Raw genomic sequence first — 18,972 nt, 5'->3', positions numbered from 1 at the left:
TTTTGTATTTCGAAAATAAGTGTAACGCCTTTGTTTATCTTAATTTTTGGAGAATAGAAAATCAATTCTTTGTCTGTCTTTGCGTTTAATTTTATCGCAAGGTTAAACAAAGTTTCCTTTTAAATGATAATTTTTTAAAGATATACAAAGGCATTTCATTTAAGAATGAAAAACAAAAATAGTTAACCTATAAAAAATCAAACACCTGTAATATAAATGAAGATGAATGAAACGATGATATTTCCAACCTTGGAAGCGGTAAAAGAAGCCCAAAAAAGTATAGAAAATGTGGTGAATTACACACCATTGCAATACAATGCCCGCTTGTCAGAAAAATTTAGCGCAAATATTTTTCTCAAAAGAGAAGACCTGCAACCTGTGAGGTCATATAAATTGCGCGGGGCTTACAATAAAATCAAAAACCTTTTCAATGAAGGCAAAACTTCGGACGGAATAGTCTGTGCAAGCGCCGGAAATCACGCTCAGGGAGTGGCTTTTTCCTGTAAACAGCTACAAATCAAAGGAACGATTTTTATGCCCGTGACAACTCCGAAACAAAAGCTGGAACAAGTCGAAATGTTCGGCGGAAACTTTGCCGAAATCAAATTGGTCGGCGATACTTTCGATGCTTCAAAAAATGCAGCCTTGGAATTTGCGCAAACTTCGGGAGCAGCTTTTATTCATCCTTTTGATGATGTTCAGATTATTGAAGGACAGGCGACTTTGGCACTGGAAATTTTAGAACAACAAAAAGAAAATATAGATTTTGTTTTCATTCCGATTGGCGGTGGTGGTTTGGCTTCGGGAATTTCTACTGTTTTTAAAGAATTGTCAAAAGAAACGCAGTTGATTGGAGTTGAACCAAAAGGAGCACCTTCTATGAAAACCTCCATCGATAATAATCTCAATACAGAATTGCAGGAAGTTGATGGTTTTGTAGATGGAGCAGCGGTAAAAAGAGTAGGGGATTTGACTTTTGAGATTTGCAGAAATGCGCTTGCAGATTGCATTCCTGTGGATGAAGGGAAGATTTGTGATACGATTCTTCAACTCTATAACAAAGATGCAATTGTTTTGGAACCTGCCGGAGCGTTGTCTATTTCAGCTTTAGAAGAATATCGCACTCAGATTAAAGGTAAAAATGTGGTCTGCATCGTCAGCGGAAGCAACAATGATATTACCAGAATGGAGGAAATCAAAGAACGCGCTTTGCTTTACAATGGTCTGAAACATTATTTTATGGTAAAATTTCCGCAGCGTCCCGGTTCTCTGAAAGATTTTGTACTGAATGTCCTTGGTTCAAATGACGACATCACCCATTTTGAATATACCAAGAAAAATTCAAGAGAAACTGCGCTGGCAATCGTTGGCATCGAACTTTCCAGTATTTCTGATTTTAATGGCTTGAAACAGAGAATGCAAAACCTTGGTTATTTTGAATCTTATCTTAATGATAATCCTGATGTGCTGAATATGCTTGTTTAAAATTTGACCAAGTTAAAATCTTTGTGCCTTAAAATATATATTTCTGACTCCGACAATCATCGGAGTTTTTTGTTCTTATCCTACGTCAATGTGTAAGAGTTTTCAAAGTGGGAAATTTGTGTAATTAAAAAATCAATTATAGATCATCACTTATGAAAACAGTATATCACAAATCCGACAGCAGAGGTTACGCCAATCACGGTTGGTTAAAAAGTCATCATACTTTTAATTTCGCCAATTATCACAATCCGGAAAGAACACATTTCGGCGTTCTTAGAGTTTTGAATGATGATTTCGTAGAAGGCGGAATGGGATTCGGGAGACATCCGCATAGAGATATGGAAATCATTTCAATTCCTTTGGAAGGCGAATTGAGACACGGTGATAATATGGGTAATTCCGGGATTATCAAAAAAGGTGATATCCAAGTGATGTCTGCTGGTACAGGAATTATGCACAGCGAAGAAAATGCAACCGAACAACCGGTGAAATTTCTACAGATCTGGATTATCCCAAACAAAACCGATGTTACGCCAAGATATGACCAGATCAGCATCGAAGAAAACTCAGTGAAAAATGATTTCCAGCAGATTCTTTCTCCAAAAGCAGATGACGCAGGTGTTTGGATTCATCAGGATGCTTGGTTCAGTTTGGCAAGATTTGATAAAGATTTTTCAAAAGAATATAAAATAAAAAAAGAAGGAAACGGAGTCTATGTTTTTGTCATCAAAGGGAAAGCGAAAATTGGCGACCAAATCCTTAATGACAGAGACGGTTTCGGGATTTGGGATACGGAAAGTTTCGTTTTGGAAGCTGAAGAAAATTCCGAAATTTTATTGATGGAAGTTCCAATGGTGTTGCCAGAATAATACTTTTTAATAAATTTTTAAGAAAAATACATCGGACTAGGTACAAGATTTGTCCTCAAAAAAACTTAAATTTGGCACTTTAAAAAGTTAAACTGAAAACATAATATGAGATTACTTATTGTAGGAAATGGTGGTCGTGCTTCGGCTTTAGCAACCAAGCTTAGCGAGGACGGCAGAATTACAAAGATGTTTTTCGCGCCGGGAAACGCCACTACCGAAAAATTAGGAGAAAACATCAACGAGACAGATATCATCCTACTTAGGGATTTTGCCATCAAGAATAAGGTGGATTTGACTATTGTTGGTCCGGAAGCACCACTTGTAGAAGGAATCGTGGATGAGTTCAAAAAAGTTGACCTTAAGGTTTTTGGTCCTGCAAAAAAAGCAGCGTCATTGGAAGGAAGTAAGGCATTTTCGAAGAAGTTTATGAAAACTTACGGAATCAAAACTGCTGAGTCTGTAACCTTTGATTCTTATGCAGATGCTAAGGAATACCTTCAAAATCAAAAATTCCCTGTTGTTATCAAAGCAAGTGGTCTGGCTGGTGGAAAAGGTGTTGTAATTGCAGAGGATCTGGAAGAAGCAGAAGGAACGATTCACGACTTTATGATCAAAAGAATCTTCGGTGATGCTGGTATTCAGGTCATTATAGAAGAGTTTTTGCAAGGTTTCGAAGCTTCGATCATTGCAGTTTCCAACGGAGATAAAATTTTCCCTTTCATCCCTGCAAAAGATTATAAAAAAGTAGGGAACGGAGATAAAGGTTTAAATACTGGCGGAATGGGTTCTGCTGCACCAAGTCCGGAATTCAAAGACGAACATTTCCAGGATTTTGTTCAGAATATTATGAATCCAACCGTTCAAGGCCTTAAAACAGAAGGCCTTAGCTTCAAAGGATTTATTTTCTTCGGATTGATGGTAACTGAAAAAGGTGCTTATCTTTTGGAGTACAATATGAGATTGGGTGATCCGGAAACGCAGGTTCTTTTGCCATTGTTGGAGAACAATTTGGTAGATGTTATCGAGGATTGTCTTCACGGGAAAGAATTGGAATTGAGATTCAAAAACAAAAAGGCGGTTTGCTTGGTGGTTTGTTCAGGAGGGTATCCTCAGAATCACGAGACAGGCTTCGAGATAACTGGCGCAGAAAAAGTGAAGAACAGTACATTGCTCTACGCCGGAGCAGATTACAGAGGCGGCCGAGTGGTTTCCACAGGTGGTCGGGTTCTGAACTTGGTAGCACTTGGAGACACGTTCGAGGAAGCTCGCAAAAAAGTTTACGAAGACGCTAATATTGTGGACTTTGACTACGGATTTTTCCGAGACGATATTGCGAAATTTTAAAATAACGAGAGATGTTGGGCGACCAATGTCTCTTTTTTTTAGGAGCTTGATCCCGCTTGTAATTTATACTGAGCGAAGTCGAAGTGCTATATCTTTTTTGTTTTTTAGACGAGCTATCATTCCAAATGAAGTGAGGAATCAAAAAAAACAAAAAAGGATGCCGTTGCAATCGGGGCTAGTTAGCGATTTGGAAATTGAATATGGAATTTAAATTTAATATAAAGGCTTCGAGAACCTCAGCCTGACATCGCTGAAAAATAATCGTTTAGTATTAGATTTGTCACCTTTTGTCATCCTGGGGTTCTCGAAGGATTGTCGAAGTGTCTAACTCATAAATAATAATTATACCTATCAAGATGCCTTGGAATCCAGAGATATATGATCAGTTCAAACAGGAGCGTTCAGCGCCTTATTTCGATTTGCTCAAATTGGTTGAGATAGAATCCAATATGTCCGTTATCGATTTAGGTTGCGGAACGGGAGAACTGACTTCGGGACTTTTGGACTTCATCCCCAATTCCCAAATCGTCGGAATCGATTCTTCCGCCGAGATGCTTCAGAAAGCAGAACAATTCGCAATGAAAAGATTACAGTTTTTCCAAAGAAGTATAGAAGAGCAGGTAGAGTTGGATGAAACATTTGATTTGATAATCGCCAACGCATCTTTGCAATGGTGCAATAATCATCAGGAATTATTTCCTAAACTGATTTCAAAACTGAATCCCGAAGGACAATTGGCAGTTCAGGTTCCATCGAATCATAACTTCATCGTTCATCAATTATTGTCTGTCGTTGCAGAACATGAGGTTTATCAGAAACATTTCAATGGCTGGAAAAGAGAATATTCAGTTCTTAATATAGAAGATTATGCAAAAATCTTATCCGACAATGATGGAAAGAAAATCAACGTCTTTGAGAAAGTCTATCCGCACATTATGAAAGATGCAGATGCTATTTTTGATTGGGCTTCAGGAACAGCGATAATCCCATTCTTGGAAAAACTTCCGGACGATCTGAAAGAGCAATATAAACAAGATTATAAAGAAGAATTGAGACAGATCTTTACTGGTTCACCGGTTTTTTACCCGTTCAAAAGAACATTTATTTACGCACAATTTTAAAAAATATTACAATATTATATGCAAAACGGAATTATCATTTTAGACTTCGGTTCACAGTACAACCAATTGATTGGAAGAAGGATCCGTGAAATGGAGGTCTATTCGGAAATAGTACCATTCAACACGCCATTATCAGAAATAATAGCTAAAAAGCCAAAAGGGATCATCCTTTCCGGAGGTCCAAGTTCTGTGAATGCAGAAAACGCGCATCTTGTAGAAAAAGAACTTTACGAACAGGGAATTCCGGTTCTGGGAATCTGCTACGGAATGCAACTGACTGCACATCTTTTGGGCGGAAAAGTGGCAAAAGGTGAAAAAGGCGAATATGGAAAAGCACACTTGGAAATCGTTAAAGAAAACGAATTGCTGAAAGGTGTCTATCAAAACTCTATTGTTTGGATGAGCCATTTCGATGAGGTTGCAGAATTACCACAAGGTTTCGAACTCAATGCAAAATCCGGCGTTATCGCATCGATTTCAAATCCTGAGAAAAAGATTTATTGTGTACAGTTTCACCCAGAAGTTTCTCATTCCGAAGAAGGTGGGAAAATGCTGGAGAATTTCGTTTTCGGAATTTGTAAATCAGATAAAAATTGGAAACTGACGAATTATATTGAGAAAACCGTTGCTGAAATCAAAGAAAAAGTGGGTGACCAAAAAGTGATTCTCGGCTTGTCTGGTGGTGTAGATTCTTCGGTTGCTGCTGTTTTGATCCACAAAGCAATCGGTGACCAATTGAATTGTATTTTTGTAGATACAGGACTTTTGAGAAAGGACGAAGGCAAAAAAGTAATGGAAAATTACGGAAAGCATTTCCATATGAATATCAAGATGATAGATGCTTCCGAAAGATTTCTATCCAAATTGGCCGGAATCGGCGACCCGGAGCAAAAACGCAAAATCATCGGTAATGAGTTCGTTCACGTTTTCGATGAAGAATCTCATCAGATAGAAGGCGCAAAATTCCTTGCTCAGGGAACAATTTATCCGGATGTTATCGAATCTCAGTCTGTAAAAGGACCTTCTGCGGTTATCAAATCACACCACAACGTAGGTGGACTTCCGGAAGAGATGGAGTTTGAATTGCTGGAACCTTTAAGAGAATTGTTCAAAGATGAAGTGAGAAAAGTAGGAGAGGAATTGGGTATTCCACATGAATTGGTTTACAGGCATCCGTTTCCAGGGCCTGGCTTGGGAATCCGGGTTTTAGGAGAAGTTGATGCCGAAAAAGTAAGAATTTTGCAAGAAGCTGATGATATCTTTATCGAAGAGTTGTATAAGAATGATTTGTATGAAAAAGTGTCTCAGGCATTTGTGGTTCTTCTTCCTGTAAAATCTGTAGGCGTGATGGGAGACGAAAGAACTTATGAATATACAGCCGTAGTCCGTTCTGCCAACACGATCGATTTTATGACCGCAACATGGAGCAGATTGCCTTACGAGTTTCTGGACACCGTTTCCGGCAGGATCATCAATGAGGTTAGAGGCATCAACAGAGTAGCTTATGACATCAGTTCAAAACCACCTGCGACAATTGAGTGGGAATAATTTCTTTAATAAATATCAAAAACCAGCAATTGATTGCTGGTTTTTGATTTTAAATCAATTTTCACTGGGAAATTGCTAAAACAAATTATCGCTTCCTCACATTCTCCAAAATATCCGGGAAATAAGTGTCGGAAAGATGTTCAAACTCATCGCCTCGCATAAACATAGACGCATCCACTTGGTCGTAAGATTCTCTTCCTGCAGCAGCGATCAGTTCGTTGCAGGTGTGCAATGTGTTTTTATGGAATTGAAAGACACGTTCCGTTTTGTCATTGGTGTCAAGACCTTTGATCAACATTTTGTCCTGTGTTGCAACGCCCGTCGGGCAAGTGTTTGTATTACATCGCAAAGCTTGGATGCAACCTAATGAGAACATAAATCCTCTCGCATTGTTACAAAGATCAGCGCCCATTGCGACAGCCCTTAAAATATCAAGCGATGTCAGAACTTTTCCGCTGGCAATAATCCTTAATTTATCCCTCACTTCATAATTGATCAGTGTTTTGTTCACAAATATCAATGCAGGTTCAAGAGGCATTCCTACACCATCTGAAAATTCTGGTGGTGCTGCGCCTGTGCCACCTTCTGCACCATCTACTGTTATAAAATCAGGATAGATATTCAGGATATTCATTTGTTCGCAGATATCTTCAAACTCTTTGGTGTCGCCAATACAAAGTTTGAAACCAATTGGTTTTCCGCCGGACAGATCTCTAAGCTGTTGTACAAATTTCAATAAACCTTCAGCATTAGAAAAAGCACTGTGTGATGGCGGAGAAAGAATCGTGACGCCAGGTTTTACGTGACGGATTGCGGCAATTTCAGGTGTATTTTTCACGGCTGGTAAAACACCGCCGTGACCCGGTTTTGCACCTTGGGATAATTTAATTTCAATCATTTTCACATTATCCAAGGTTGCATATTTCTTAAATAATTCTGCATCGAAATTTCCTTCTTCATTTCTGCAACCAAAATATCCGGTTCCGATCTGCCAGCAAAGATCACCACCTTCCAGATGATGCGGCGAGATCCCGCCTTCGCCCGTGTTGTGATAGAAATTTCCTTTTTTCGCACCCCGGTTCAAAGCCATCTGGGCACGATCGCTCAAAGCTCCGAAACTCATTGCAGAAATATTGAAAAGCGAAGCATTGTAAGGTTGTTTGCAGGCTTCTCCACCAATTATCACCCTTGGGAGTTCTTCTTTAGGATGTTTTGCGTAGATGGAGTGTTTGATGCCCTCATATTTTCTGTGATTGATTTCCAGTTGAGTTCCGAAAGGAACGGTGTCGCCCAGATTTTTGGAACGTCTGTAAGCTGCCGATCTTTGATGCCTGGGAAATGGTTTTCCGTCCGTTTCTCTTTCTATGAAATATTGCTGGATCTCGGGCGAAATCTCCTCAAAAATATAACGGAAATAGCCTAGAACGGGAAAGTTTCTGAGAATGGCGTGTTTGGTTTGATATGTATTGTAAATTCCCAAAAGATAGAGGAATGTCAGCAAAATCGGAATCCAATAATGAGCCTTTATCAGTAGCGCTGTTGCCCAGGTCACGATTAATACAACGATTCCCCAAAGGATGAATTTGTTTCTCATAATATGTTTTTGAAATTATGTTAAATATAAAACCATTTCAAAGATATTTGAAATGGTTTTAATGAAATAAATTTAGTTAAATCTTAGTTAACCTGCTTTACGTTGATGTAATAATTTTTATCAAATTCCACCGGTTTGTCAGATTTCAAAGTAGTTGTCTGATTCTGTTCTGTTGGTTTCAATTCTTGTCCATCGGCCAATCGGATTGGAAGTTTCAAATTCGGAACAACATTTGTCCATTTATAGGTCAGCTGATTTCCATTTTGCTTATATTCCAAGGTTGGGATTTTAATGGTTCTCAGATATTGGTCAAAAATTGATTGCAAATCAATTCCCGATTTGTCAATAATATACTTTTCTATTTGTTGGGTTGTAACCGTTTGATGATAAAAATCTTTGTTCAACCCTCTTAGGATCTGACGGAATTTCTCATCATTATTGATGACCTGACGAATGGTGTGAATCATATTCGCACCTTTTGGGTACATATCGCCACTACCTTCATTTCGGATGCCGTAAGTTCCGATAATCGGTTTGTCATTTTGGATATTTTGTCGAAGTCCTTGGAGATATTTATTACCATCGGCTTTTCCAAAAAGATAATCCACAAATAAAGTTTCAGAATATGTTGTAAAACTTTCGTGAATCCACATATCGGCCTGGTCTTTTGCTGTGATGTTGTTCGCAAACCATTCGTGTCCGGTTTCGTGGATGATGATGTAATCCCATTTCAAGCCAATTCCAGTTCCGGAAAGATCTCTGCCGAGATAACCATTCTGATATTTGTTTCCGTAAGCAACGTTGCTCTGGTGTTCCATTCCAAGATGCGGAGATTCTACCAATTTGTAAGAATCCTCATAAAAAGGATAAGGTCCAAACCAATGTTCAAAGGCTTTCATCATTGGCTTTACTTGCTCAAATTGTTTTTTAGCTTTGTCGAGGTTGTAATCCAAAACCCAATAATCGAGGTACAGTTTTCCCTTTCCCCCATCAAAAGTATCATTAAAATTAACATATTTTCCGATTGACGGGATAATGGAATAATCATTGATCGGACTTTTCACTTCCCAAAGCCAGGACTTCTTATCGCCCAGGTTTTCTTCTTTTATTAACTTTCCGTTTCCAACGCCCACAAGATCTTTCGGTGTGATGATCTTGAAGGTGATTCCGTTATCAGGTTCGTCACTCCAGATATCTTTTACAGGCAGCCAAATACTTGCCCCGATTCCTTCGTCCGCAGCCGTCATCCACGGATTGCCATTTTTATCTTTGGTGAAAATCCATCCACCATCCCAAGGAGCGTGTTTTGCAATCAATGGATTTCCGGAATACTCAATATCAATCGTATATTTTTCGCCTTTTTTGAATTTCTTTTTTGATGAGATAAAAATAAAATCGCCTTCTGTTTTTTTATCAACAATAGGAAAACTGGCCGTGATTTTATCAGCTTTCATTGGACTTTGAAGGTCGATTTGGAAAACAGGATTCAAAATATCTTTCTCAATCGTCAAACTGATTTTATTACTTCCTTTGATACTTTTGGCTTCGAAGTTCGGTTCCAAAACAATATCATATTTCTTGACGTCCCAAAAGTTCCTGAATTCTGTATTAGAACCTTTCAGCGTGTCTGTTTTTGAGGGTTTTGCATCCTCGAAAAACTGAGCTTGTGAAACTCCAGAAATCAATATTGAGAGAAGTAATAATTTTTTCATTTTTAATTTTTTCTTTAGAAATTAGTTTCACTTATGAAATGAAACGTTACAAAATTAAATAAAAGTATTTTGATTAAGACAAAAACCCTTTCAAAGTTCATTACTCAGAAAGGGTTTGTTTATTTTATTAGGATATCTGGTCAATTCACATTTTCTGCATAAAAATGTTTTGTTTCCTCAATGATTTCATCAATCTCAGGAAGGGTTAAAGCCTGAAGAAACTTAGTTTTAAATTCTTTGAAATGAGGAATGCCGCGGAAATAATTGCTGTAATGCTGCCTCATTTCCACAATTCCAGGGCGTTCACCTTTCCATTCCACAGACCAAAGTGCGTGATTTTTTACGGCATCCAACCTTTCTGCAATGGTTGGTTCGGGTAAGATCTCTCCGGTCTCGAAAAAATGTTTGATTTCATTAAAGATCCAGGGATAGCCAATCGCCCCACGACCGATCATAATGCCGTCGCAGTTGTATTTGTTTTTATATTCCAAGGCTTTTTCCGGAGAATCGATGTCGCCGTTTCCAAAAATTGGGATTTCGATATTCGGATTGTTTTTGATTCTGGAAATATGTTCCCAATCAGCTTCGCCTTTGTACATTTGAGCACGTGTTCTGGCGTGGATGGTTAAGGCTTTGATTCCAACATCCTGTAATCTCTCAGCAACTTCATCAATGTTAATCGAATCATTATCCCAGCCTAACCTGGTTTTTACAGTAACAGGCAAATGTGTAGAATTCACAACGGCTTTCGTTAATCTGACCATCAGATCGATATCCTTCAAAACACCAGCGCCTGCCCCTTTGCAAACTACTTTTTTCACAGGACAACCAAAATTGATATCCACCAGATCCGGCTCTACAGTCTCCACTATTCTTGCTGACATTGCCATCGCTTCTTCATCACCTCCAAAGATCTGGATTCCGACAGGTCTTTCGTAATCGAAAATATCAAGTTTTTTCCGGCTTTTGATTGCGTCACGAATCAATCCTTCCGAAGAAATAAACTCCGAGTACATCAAATCCGCGCCGTGCATTTTGCACAATTTCCTGAACGGTGGGTCGCTTACATCTTCCATCGGTGCCAGCAAAAGTGGAAAATCTGGAAGTTCTATGTTGCCAATTTTTACCATTCTGCAAAGATAGGTATTTTGAGCATTTAACAATATAAGTCATCAAAGACTGAAATGAACTGATAATCATCATAAAAAGGTCGAAATTCCACCTACATTATTGCTTTTGTCTATCGTATGAAAAAGTTTAAGAGATTGAATGTATAATTTTATTAATTTAATAATTTATTATTGATATTTTCATATGAAATAATTCATATTTGGTTTTATTTTTATCAATTATATATTTGTAGTGTTAAATTTTTACTAATTAAAAAATCAAAAAATGAAAAAATTATTATTAACTACTTTGGCTTTATTTACAATGACTTTTGCTTTTGGGCAGGAATCAAAAGGACTGGAAGGAACCTGGTTTGTGACATCACAATTGGGTTATCAACAGACAAAAACAGGTGAGGTAAAATCTACAAACACGACTATCCTTCCAATAGTGGGGTATTTTGTTGCGCCAACTACCGCGGTTGGAATAGCGGCGGGAAATATCGGAATCAAGGCAGAAGATGCCTCTAAAACGCTTGCCAATTCCCAGTTGTTGGTTATCCAGCCTTTAGCCAGAAAATACTGGAATGTCGCAGGAGGTTTGTTTTTCTTCGGACAAGTTGCGGCTCCTATTATTACAGGGAAAGAGAAAATGTCTGATACGAAGATCAACCAGTTCGGGCTTACATTAGCAGGTGGTTTTGACTATCTGGTTACAAAGCATTTTTCAGTTGAGTTTTCTTATAATCTGGTTAATTTTTCACAAACTACGATCAAGCCTTCTGTGGGTGAAAAAACGACAATTACTGATTTGTCATTGGCACATGTAGCATCTGTTGGTTCCGAGTATAACTCTACATTAGCAGGAAGCATGAGTAATGCAGTGACTCCACTGTCGTTCGGGTTTAAATTTCTATTCTAAATTTTGTGCTATAATATCAGGAAGTCCGTTTTCATTTTATGGGAACGGATTTTTGCCTAGCTGTGATATCATAAGCATATGATATGTTGTGGTTTTTTTTTGCTTTTTCTCTCTGACAAATTTGTAGTGTAAAGAATCTGTTCTTATGTTTGTTTCAAATTATAAGTAATGAGAAATGTTATTTTAATGGTGTTTTTTTTGACTACAATTTTTTCCTGTTCCAAAAATGAGAATTCTGGTAATAAAGATGTATTGGTTTCTGAACCGGAACCAGCACCAAAAGTTGTAAACGATCCGATTGCAGAAGGTCAATCTTTAATTGAAGGTTCCGACTGTTTAGGTTGTCACAAATTGGATGAGCGAATGATTGGGCCGTCTTACAAAGAAGTGGCGGAGAAATATGAGAACACACCGGAAAATGTAGAAATACTGGCAGATAAAATCATCAAAGGAAGTTCGGGAGTTTGGGGAGATGTTCCGATGCCGGCTCATGGGTTCAGTAAAGAAAATGCGAAATTTATGGCGCAGTATATTTTGTCATCAAAATAGAATTATTACTCTGATCATAAGAATTAAAGGCAGTTTTTTCACTGTCTTTTTGTTTTTATGTCTCTTTCGGAGAATTTGATTATCTTTTCAAAAACAAAATCTAATGAAGTCCGTCTTATATTCTGCCTTATTTTTTTCTGCATCGTTATGTGCGCAGGAATATCAATATGATTATACTTTTTTCACGAACAGTTTGATGAAAGATAACTTCTTTTATGGAAATGTAAAGTCTTCCGGAAGCTCTTCTGTCAAAAATCAGAACAATAAATTATTGGTTGATAGAAATGAATTCCATTCTCCCGGAAATTCTCTTTTATTGGATTATAAGAACGCTAAAGATGGAAAATGGGACGCTTCCATAGAATATGAAGATGTAAGAGGAAAGGATTTCTTCACCAAATCTAATTTTCTAAGCTTTTGGATCAAATCTGAGAAAAATGATTCTGATATTTTGCCAACTTTAAAACTTCAGAAAACGGATGGAAGTTTTTCAAAATCAGTAACACTTAAGCTGACAAAAAAGAATCAATGGGAAAATATTCTGATTGATATTTCAACTTTGGATGCTTCTGTGAAAGATGATCCGAAATCAGTCAAAGCCATTGTATTTTCTCAACAGGAAAATTCTGATTCCAGTAACAAAATCTGGTTAGATGATATAGTTTTCATTGATTCAAAAGAAAAGAAAACGATTGTAGAAACTCCGAAGATCTCTTTTGCCAAAGGTTATATGAAACACGTGGATTTGAAATGGAATCCAATCACAGATAATAATATCAGGTATGTGAAAATCTACCGCTCCGACAATGGAAAAGATTTCAAACCGGTCGGAATTCAGGATGCTTATATCGATAGATTTGCAGATTTTACTAATGAAACAGGAAAGAAATATTCTTATAAAATCAGTTTCCTGGATAAGCTTTTCAATGAATCTAAATTATCAGAAATCGTTTCTTCTGAAACCAGAAATATGTCGGATGAAGAGTTGATGACAATGGTTCAGGAAGCCTCATTCAATTATTACTGGGATGGTGCGGAACCGGAAAGTGGTTTGTCAAAAGAAAATACCAACGGAAGACAGGATATGATTGCAACCGGAGCTTCAGGTTTCGGGATTATGGCTTTGATTGCAGGAACCGAAAGGGGTTTTATCTCAAGAAAAGAATCTGTCGAAAGATTTACCAAGATCGTCAATTTCATTGAAAAAGCAGATAAATACCACGGCGCAGTGGCGCATTTCATTGACGGAAAAACCGGGAAAACCGAACCGTTTTTTGGGAAAAGGGATAACGGAGCAGATTTGGTGGAAACATCATTTTTCGTCCAGGGATTGTTGGCGGCTCATCAATACTTCAATAAAGACAATGCTGAAGAAAAAAATATCAGAACAAAAATCGATAAATTCTGGAAAGCAATAGAGTGGGATTGGTTCAGGCAAACTCCCGACAGCAAATTTCTCTACTGGCATTGGTCGCCTGACCAGACATGGACAATCAATCACAGGTTGATTGGCTGGAACGAGACGATGGTCACTTACTTGATGGCGATTGCTTCGCCAACGCATTCCGTTCCGGCAAGTATGTATTATTCAGGTTGGGCGAGCCAGGATAAGATTGCGCAGGATTATCGTAAAGATTGGGGGAAATCAGATGAAGGTGCTTTCTATACAAACGGAAATACTTATTACGGAATCAAGCTGGATGTTGGCGTCAACAAAGGTGGTCCGTTGTTTTTTGCACATTATTCCTTTATGGGTTACGACCCGCACGGTTTGACGGACAGATACACCAATTATTTTAAAAACAATCAGAACATTGCCAAAATCAATTATCTATATTGCGTCGAAAATCCGAAGAAACAAAAAGGTTACGGCAAAGAGGGTTGGGGTCTAACGGCTTCTGACGGGCCGAATGGTTACAATCCTGATGAGCCTGTGGAAAGAGAAGATACAGGTAAATTAACGCCAACCGGTGCGATTGCGTCTTTTCCTTATACACCAGTCGAATCAATGGCTGTTCTGAAAAATTTCTACCTTAATTATGGTGATTTTCTTTGGGGAGAATATGGCTTCCGAGATTCATTCGATTTGAACAACAATTGGTGCTCACCGATTTTTATGGGACTCAATCAGGCACCGATGACCGTTATGATGGAAAATCATAGAACAGGGTTGGTCTGGAATCTTTTTATGAACCATCCCGATGTGAAAGCCGGAATTCAAAAATTAGAGAAAGAAAAATAAATGACCGAAAAATCCAGCTTACACCCAAGAAATCTTCATCGTAACTCTTATGATTTTGAAGAATTAATTTCTGTTGTTCCAGAGTTGAAGCATTACGTTTTTAAAAATGATCACGACACATCAACGATTAATTTCAGTATTCCGAAAGCGGTTAGGTCACTTAATAAAGCTTTGCTTCTGAAATATTATAATGTCAAAGAATGGGATGTTCCGGAAGGCAATCTCTGTCCACCGATTCCTGGCAGGGCAGATTATGTACATTATTTAGCGGACTTATTGGCGGAAGAAAATGGAGAAATCCCAACAGGAAATTCAGTTAAGGGTTTGGATATTGGAACGGGAGCCAATCTTGTTTATCCTTTGATTGCAAATGGCTGTTATGGTTGGAAAATGTTGGGAACTGATATTAATAAGGATTCTTTGGAAAACGCTCAAAAGATTTTAGAAAGCAATCCTGATCTAAAAGAAAATATAAAACTGAAACTTCAACCTGAAACTGATTCAATTTTTAAAAATATTCTATCACCCGAAGACAAATTCACATTCTCTATGTGCAATCCACCTTTTCACGATTCAGAAGAGTCAGCTTTACAAGGTAATCGAAGAAAAAATAACAATCTCAGGAAATCGAAAACTCAGAAACCAAATCTCAATTTTAGCGGACAGCAATCCGAACTATGGTGTGAGGGTGGCGAGATGGCTTTCATCAAAAAAATGATCAATGAAAGTGTAGAATTTTCCTCGAACGTTCTTTGGTTCACAAGTTTGGTTTCCAAAAAGGATAATCTGCATCAATTGACAACTCTTCTTAAAAATCTCAAAGTACCCGAATTCAAAATTATTGATATGGCGCAAGGTCAGAAGGTCAGCAGGATTTTGGCTTGGACATTTGTGCCAAAGGAAAATAAGAAATATTGGTTTTGGTAAAGGATTAAATTCACTTTTTTAAGTAATGATGTTAAAATAATTTTGTAAAATGGTGATAATTTCACTTATTTTGCAAATTAATAAATTGTTTTTATGCTTCGTATAAATGGAAGCATAAGGATTAAAAAAAACACACATAATGAAAAAAATTATTACAACTTTGGGCTGTATCGTAGCCTTGTGCCTTCATGCGCAAACTGTCACCACTGACAATACATTTGGGACAAACGGTATTTCTGTATTAAGCCATCAGACCAATGGTAATTCTGTTATAAATTCCATTGTCCAGACTGATGGAAAAATTGTTGTTACGGGAATGCGAATTAACGGTGCTAATAACGAAGAGGTTTTTATAGCAAGATTTAATGCAAATGGAACTCTTGACACAACATTTGCAAACTCGGGATATTTTACATCTTATCAGGATCCCAATGCTTACTCTGCTAATTTATATTTGAATGGAAACAAAATATTGATTTTTTATCCGGAACAAGGAGTACTGATTAAATTTAATAACGATGGTAGTGTTGATAATTCATTCGGGACAAATGGTATGGTAACGTTAGCTTCCACATCATACCAGACCAAAGATGTGCTGATTGGAAATTATTTGTATGCTGTTAAAAATGTTTCTTCGCAAGTGATTTTGGATAAGATTGATATCAATTCAGGATCGGTTATCTCTTCATCAACAATTTCCGGGCTTACACAATCAAGAGGAGTTTATTCCGGGCCAAATGGGAAGCTAATTGTTAAATCGACTGATTATCAATCCCTGACTACATCATTAACACTTGTGGATACGAATGGCAATTTGGATATGGCGTTTGGCACAAATGGTAGTATAATTGTAAGTTCTTTCGGTTCTTTGGGTGAAATTGAAGCTTCTTACGATTATGTTTCAACAGACGATGCCCAAAATATCATTTATGCTTTATCGAATGATAATGCCTTTACGGTAACGTTTAAAAAATATTCTTCGAATGGTTCTCTAGCGACAGGTTTTGCAAACAATGGAAGTTACGTTTTAGCAAATGCTATAATCTCGGGACTAAAAACGCTGTCAAATCAAATTTATTTTAGTGGCTTAAGTCTCGAAGGTGGAACAGCAAATCTTTTATTGGGAAGGCTGAATTCTAATGGCACCTTAGATAGTTCGTTTGATAACGATGGTATCTATATTTATGACACGAATGCATCATCAGAATGGGCTGAAAGTTTCAATATATTATCGCCTTCTTCTATCATTGTTGCAGGAGAAATCAGCGGAACCAACAATAATATATATGTTGGTAAATTTGATGTTACGCCAGATCTTGAAGTTTCAGAAGTAGATTCTAAAGAGTCAATATTGTTCGAGAACCCGTTGAGATCAAATTTCGTTTATAAGGCAAAAGAAAAGATCTCTGTCATTGAGCTTTATTCAGCAGAGGGTAAACTCATTAAAATGATTAAAGAAAATAATCAAAACATTACCGAATTATTAAAAGGTGTATATGTTGCAAAGGTCAAATTTGAAAATGGAAATACTGTAACTAAAAAATTAATCAAAAATTAACCGTAAAACTTTATACTAATAGTCTGGGTTTGAAGGCTGTTTTCAATTCGTTCTTTCAAGGTTTGAAAGTTTTTCCCATTAATCTAAATTTGACTTTTTGCGAAACATATCCAGGATTGTCAGAAAAGAACTTCGCGGACTTCAAATCACTCACTAAAATTTAACTTCCATAGCCATTTAAAAATCACTATTTTTGCAAGTCGAAAAAAATTGAATTAAAATGTCATTATCAGAACAGGAAATTATCCGTCGCGAAAAACTACAGAAATTGACCGATTTGGGAATCGATGCATTCCCGGCCGCTGAATACAAAATCACAGATTCCACAAAATCTATAAAACAGGATTTCGAAGAAGGGAAGAAGGTGGTGATTGCCGGACGTTTGATGTCCAGAAGAATTCAGGGGAAGGCAAGTTTTGCAGAATTGCAGGATTCCGAAGGAAGGATTCAGGTTTATTTTAACCGTGACGAGATTTGTACTGGTGAAGACAAAACTTTATATAATGAGGTTTACAAGCATCTTTTAGATATCGGTGACATCATCGGAATCGAAGGTGAGTTGTTCAAAACCCAGGTTGGAGAGATGACGGTGATGGTGAAGAATTTCACATTGTTGACCAAATCTCTTCGTCCGCTTCCGCTTCCAAAAGTAGATGCTGAAGGAAACGTTTTTGATGGTTTCACAGATGCGGAATTGCGTTACAGACAGCGTTATGCGGATTTGGTTGTGAATCCTCACGTTAAGGAAATCTTCGTGAAAAGAACAAAATTGTTCAATGCAATGAGAACGTTCTTCAATGATGCCGGATATTTTGAAGTTGAAACTCCAATCTTGCAATCCATTCCTGGTGGAGCGGCTGCGAGACCATTTATCACGCATCACAATGCTTTGGATATTCCTTTATATCTTAGAATTGCTAACGAATTATATCTGAAAAGATTGATTGTTGGTGGATTTGACGGAGTTTATGAATTCTCGAAAAACTTCAGAAATGAAGGGATGGACAGAACGCACAACCCGGAATTCACGGCAATGGAAATCTATGTCGCGTATAAGGATTACAACTGGATGATGGATTTTACGGAGAAATTGCTGGAATTCTGTGCAACTTCCGTGAACGGTTCTGCGGAATCAACTTTCGGCGAACACAAAATCAGCTGGAAAGCACCTTATCCAAGAGTGTCTATGACAGAGGCGATTTTGAAATACACAGGTTTTGACATTACCGGAAAGTCTGAGCAGGAGCTATTCGATTTCGCAAAATCTATTGGAATTGAGGTAGATGAAACGATGGGTAAAGGAAAATTGATTGATGAGATTTTCGGAGAAAAGTGTGAAGGAAACTTCATCCAGCCGACTTTTATCACCGATTATCCTGTGGAGATGTCGCCTTTGACCAAAAAACACAGAAGCCAGGAAGGTTTGACAGAGCGTTTCGAATTAATGGTTTGTGGAAAAGAAATCGCGAATGCCTATTCTGAGTTAAATGACCCGATTGACCAAAGACAACGTTTTGAACACCAATTGTTATTATCTGAAAAAGGTGATGATGAAGCTACGGGATTCATCGATGAAGATTTCTTAAGAGCTTTGGAATATGGGATGCCGCCAACTTCTGGTCTAGGTGTAGGAATGGACAGGCTGATCATGTTCTTGACCAATAATCCATCAATTCAGGAAGTTCTATTCTTTCCGCAAATGAGACCAGAAAAGAAAAATCCGGCAGTTGAATTAGGAGAAGATGAAAAAGTAATCCTTGAAATTCTTAATTCTCAGGAAGATGCGTTGGAATTGAATGAAGTAAAAACCCGCTCCCAACTTTCTGGTAAAAAATGGGACAAAGCATCTAAAACTTTAACTAAAAATAATTTGGTGAAAGTTGAGAAAATTGATGAGGTTTTATTAATGAAATTAGTTTAATATTTTATTTAAATAGTTGTTGAAAATTATTTAAAATAAAATTTAATTTATTGATTTTTTAAGTAATTTTA

General features: G+C 37.5%; 14 protein-coding genes. 11 read left to right on the top strand and 3 right to left on the bottom strand.

The genetic code is table 11. The features are described 5' to 3' along the window. The first annotated feature begins 216 nt into the window (after positions 1–216). From ilvA to guaA, 5 genes are all read left to right on the top strand, one after another. Positions 217–1,485, top strand: coding sequence for a threonine ammonia-lyase IlvA (gene ilvA, locus K319_RS0118680; protein WP_051230798.1), 1,269 nt, complete (start codon positions 217–219; stop codon positions 1,483–1,485). A gap of 152 nt (positions 1,486–1,637) precedes the next feature. Further along, positions 1,638–2,354 carry a pirin family protein gene (locus tag K319_RS0118675; RefSeq protein ID WP_027384995.1) on the top strand — a complete coding sequence of 239 codons (717 nt, stop codon included), beginning with the start codon at positions 1,638–1,640 and terminating at the stop codon, positions 2,352–2,354. A 105-nt stretch (positions 2,355–2,459) separates the two neighbouring features. Continuing rightward, positions 2,460–3,698: a phosphoribosylamine--glycine ligase gene (gene purD / locus K319_RS0118670; RefSeq protein WP_027384994.1), complete on the top strand. Its 1,239-nt coding sequence runs from the start codon at positions 2,460–2,462 to the stop codon at positions 3,696–3,698. Positions 3,699–4,054: 356 nt separating this feature from the next. Then, positions 4,055–4,819, top strand: a complete 765-nt coding sequence (locus K319_RS0118665; protein WP_027384993.1) for a methyltransferase domain-containing protein — start codon at positions 4,055–4,057, stop codon at positions 4,817–4,819. Between the two features lie 18 nt (positions 4,820–4,837). Next, complete coding sequence (gene guaA, locus K319_RS0118660) at positions 4,838–6,367, top strand: glutamine-hydrolyzing GMP synthase (RefSeq protein ID WP_027384992.1); 1,530 nt, start codon at positions 4,838–4,840, stop codon at positions 6,365–6,367. Positions 6,368–6,452: 85 nt separating this feature from the next. Here the strand turns inward: guaA and K319_RS0118655 are convergent, their stop codons facing one another. The 3 genes from K319_RS0118655 to dusB form a co-directional block, all read right to left on the bottom strand. Then, positions 6,453–7,961: an FMN-binding glutamate synthase family protein gene (locus tag K319_RS0118655; protein ID WP_027384991.1), complete on the bottom strand. Its 1,509-nt coding sequence runs from the start codon at positions 7,959–7,961 to the stop codon at positions 6,453–6,455. 83 nt (positions 7,962–8,044) lie between these two features. After that, on the bottom strand, positions 8,045–9,673 hold the full coding sequence (locus K319_RS0118650; RefSeq protein WP_027384990.1) for a M1 family metallopeptidase: 1,629 nt from the start codon (positions 9,671–9,673) through the stop codon (positions 8,045–8,047). A gap of 140 nt (positions 9,674–9,813) precedes the next feature. After that, the gene (dusB, locus tag K319_RS0118645; protein ID WP_027384989.1) at positions 9,814–10,803 is read right to left on the bottom strand and encodes a tRNA dihydrouridine synthase DusB; all 990 of its coding nucleotides are present in this window, start codon (positions 10,801–10,803) and stop codon (positions 9,814–9,816) included. 265 nt (positions 10,804–11,068) lie between these two features. Here dusB and K319_RS0118640 point away from each other — a divergent pair, with 265 nt between their 5' ends. The 6 genes from K319_RS0118640 to lysS all read left to right on the top strand — a co-directional run bounded on the left by K319_RS0118640 (position 11,069) and on the right by lysS (position 18,901). Continuing rightward, the gene (locus tag K319_RS0118640) at positions 11,069–11,704 is read left to right on the top strand and encodes a hypothetical protein (RefSeq protein WP_027384988.1); all 636 of its coding nucleotides are present in this window, start codon (positions 11,069–11,071) and stop codon (positions 11,702–11,704) included. Positions 11,705–11,872: 168 nt separating this feature from the next. Then, positions 11,873–12,253, top strand: a complete 381-nt coding sequence (locus K319_RS0118635) for a c-type cytochrome (RefSeq protein WP_027384987.1) — start codon at positions 11,873–11,875, stop codon at positions 12,251–12,253. 103 nt (positions 12,254–12,356) lie between these two features. After that, complete coding sequence (locus K319_RS0118630) at positions 12,357–14,495, top strand: glucoamylase family protein (RefSeq protein ID WP_027384986.1); 2,139 nt, start codon at positions 12,357–12,359, stop codon at positions 14,493–14,495. Beyond that, positions 14,496–15,422, top strand: a complete 927-nt coding sequence (rlmF, locus tag K319_RS0118625) for a 23S rRNA (adenine(1618)-N(6))-methyltransferase RlmF (protein WP_027384985.1) — start codon at positions 14,496–14,498, stop codon at positions 15,420–15,422. Between the two features lie 139 nt (positions 15,423–15,561). Continuing rightward, positions 15,562–16,980, top strand: a complete 1,419-nt coding sequence (locus tag K319_RS0118620) for a T9SS type A sorting domain-containing protein (protein WP_027384984.1) — start codon at positions 15,562–15,564, stop codon at positions 16,978–16,980. Positions 16,981–17,200: 220 nt separating this feature from the next. Further along, entirely contained in the window at positions 17,201–18,901 is a 1,701-nt protein-coding gene (gene lysS, locus K319_RS0118615; protein ID WP_027384983.1) for a lysine--tRNA ligase, read from the top strand. Positions 18,902–18,972 lie beyond the last annotated feature (71 nt).

Origin of the sequence: Epilithonimonas caeni DSM 17710, assembly GCF_000426465.1 — a bacterium.
In the GTDB taxonomy this organism is placed as follows: Bacteria; Bacteroidota; Bacteroidia; order Flavobacteriales; family Weeksellaceae; genus Epilithonimonas; species Epilithonimonas caeni.
The sequence above is the reverse complement of the archived record's forward strand: the minus strand, read 5'-3'. Positions and strand labels throughout refer to the sequence as shown.

What these genes read in the sequence shown, in the direction of transcription:
- ilvA (WP_051230798.1), top strand. Translation starts at nt 217, where the DNA reads ATGAAGATGAATGAAACGATGATATTTCCAACCTTGGAAGCGGTAAAA.
- K319_RS0118675 (WP_027384995.1), top strand. Translation starts at nt 1,638, where the DNA reads ATGAAAACAGTATATCACAAATCCGACAGCAGAGGTTACGCCAATCAC.
- purD (WP_027384994.1), top strand. Translation starts at nt 2,460, where the DNA reads ATGAGATTACTTATTGTAGGAAATGGTGGTCGTGCTTCGGCTTTAGCA.
- K319_RS0118665 (WP_027384993.1), top strand. Translation starts at nt 4,055, where the DNA reads ATGCCTTGGAATCCAGAGATATATGATCAGTTCAAACAGGAGCGTTCA.
- guaA (WP_027384992.1), top strand. Translation starts at nt 4,838, where the DNA reads ATGCAAAACGGAATTATCATTTTAGACTTCGGTTCACAGTACAACCAA.
- K319_RS0118655 (WP_027384991.1), bottom strand. Translation starts at nt 7,961, where the DNA reads ATGAGAAACAAATTCATCCTTTGGGGAATCGTTGTATTAATCGTGACC.
- K319_RS0118650 (WP_027384990.1), bottom strand. Translation starts at nt 9,673, where the DNA reads ATGAAAAAATTATTACTTCTCTCAATATTGATTTCTGGAGTTTCACAA.
- dusB (WP_027384989.1), bottom strand. Translation starts at nt 10,803, where the DNA reads ATGGTAAAAATTGGCAACATAGAACTTCCAGATTTTCCACTTTTGCTG.
- K319_RS0118640 (WP_027384988.1), top strand. Translation starts at nt 11,069, where the DNA reads ATGAAAAAATTATTATTAACTACTTTGGCTTTATTTACAATGACTTTT.
- K319_RS0118635 (WP_027384987.1), top strand. Translation starts at nt 11,873, where the DNA reads ATGAGAAATGTTATTTTAATGGTGTTTTTTTTGACTACAATTTTTTCC.
- K319_RS0118630 (WP_027384986.1), top strand. Translation starts at nt 12,357, where the DNA reads ATGAAGTCCGTCTTATATTCTGCCTTATTTTTTTCTGCATCGTTATGT.
- rlmF (WP_027384985.1), top strand. Translation starts at nt 14,496, where the DNA reads ATGACCGAAAAATCCAGCTTACACCCAAGAAATCTTCATCGTAACTCT.
- K319_RS0118620 (WP_027384984.1), top strand. Translation starts at nt 15,562, where the DNA reads ATGAAAAAAATTATTACAACTTTGGGCTGTATCGTAGCCTTGTGCCTT.
- lysS (WP_027384983.1), top strand. Translation starts at nt 17,201, where the DNA reads ATGTCATTATCAGAACAGGAAATTATCCGTCGCGAAAAACTACAGAAA.